This is a genomic window from Thalassotalea sp. G20_0 (assembly GCF_017744175.1).
Lineage (GTDB): Bacteria > Pseudomonadota > Gammaproteobacteria > Pseudomonadales > Endozoicomonadaceae > Endozoicomonas.
Genome location: NZ_JAGHQV010000363.1, coordinates 1 through 723, shown reverse-complemented (window position 1 = coordinate 723; position 723 = coordinate 1). Strand labels below are relative to the sequence as shown.

Annotated in this window: 1 protein-coding gene; it reads right to left on the bottom strand. The window is 47.3% G+C overall.

The window, feature by feature from the left end; all coding sequences use genetic code 11:
• Positions 1–692: hypothetical protein (locus J7438_RS26525; protein WP_209279021.1), on the bottom strand; the 692-nt coding region annotated here is incomplete at its 3' end.
• Positions 693–723: the final 31 nt, after the last annotated feature.

The window sequence follows — 723 nt, the reverse complement described above, 5'->3', positions numbered from 1 at the left end:
GCCAGCCCGTTGTCCACCAATTTCGCCACAGCCCACAGCAGGTTCGCGACTTCCTGTGGCTTGAAGTGGTCTTTCTCTTCTTTTGATTCGGCTTTGGTTTTCACCCGGGGCAACAGCGCAGCCACGGCCTCTTTCAGCTTCGTTATCTTCTCAAGCTCCAGCCCATTGTCCACCAGTTTTGCCACGGCCCACAGCAGGTTGCTGATACCTTGTACATCAATATCCCTGGTTTCATTTTTTGGGTTGCACTTACGTATTACTGCATCAAGTAAATTTGACAGTAAAGCGGCTTGAGTTTCCTTAACCCCTTCATCCATGCCTTTATAAGGGGTAAAAACACCCGCTGACGTCAATGAATGAAGCGTTGTTGTCAGGCTTCGCCAGCTCCACCCGGGTGTCGCTTTAAAATCGTGCAACATTGGTATCAGTTGGCGTTGTTCACTATGATTTAATGGTCGTTTTGACCCTGATGTGTACCATTTGATTGAACAGGCAAATTGACTATGATTTCTACCATCATAGCCGTCACCATAACGAGCAGGTATCCCCGCCAGCCAATCCATTTTTTCTTGTGTAATGAGAGCACTAAAATCATTAACAGGTTTTATTGAATGTCCTGGTGGATGGTTAGCAGAGCAGGCGTCAGAAGCAGGGTGACATTCATTACGCTTCTGGATATAGGACGGTGGCACATTCACCTTTCTGACTGTGCCATGCCTGTAT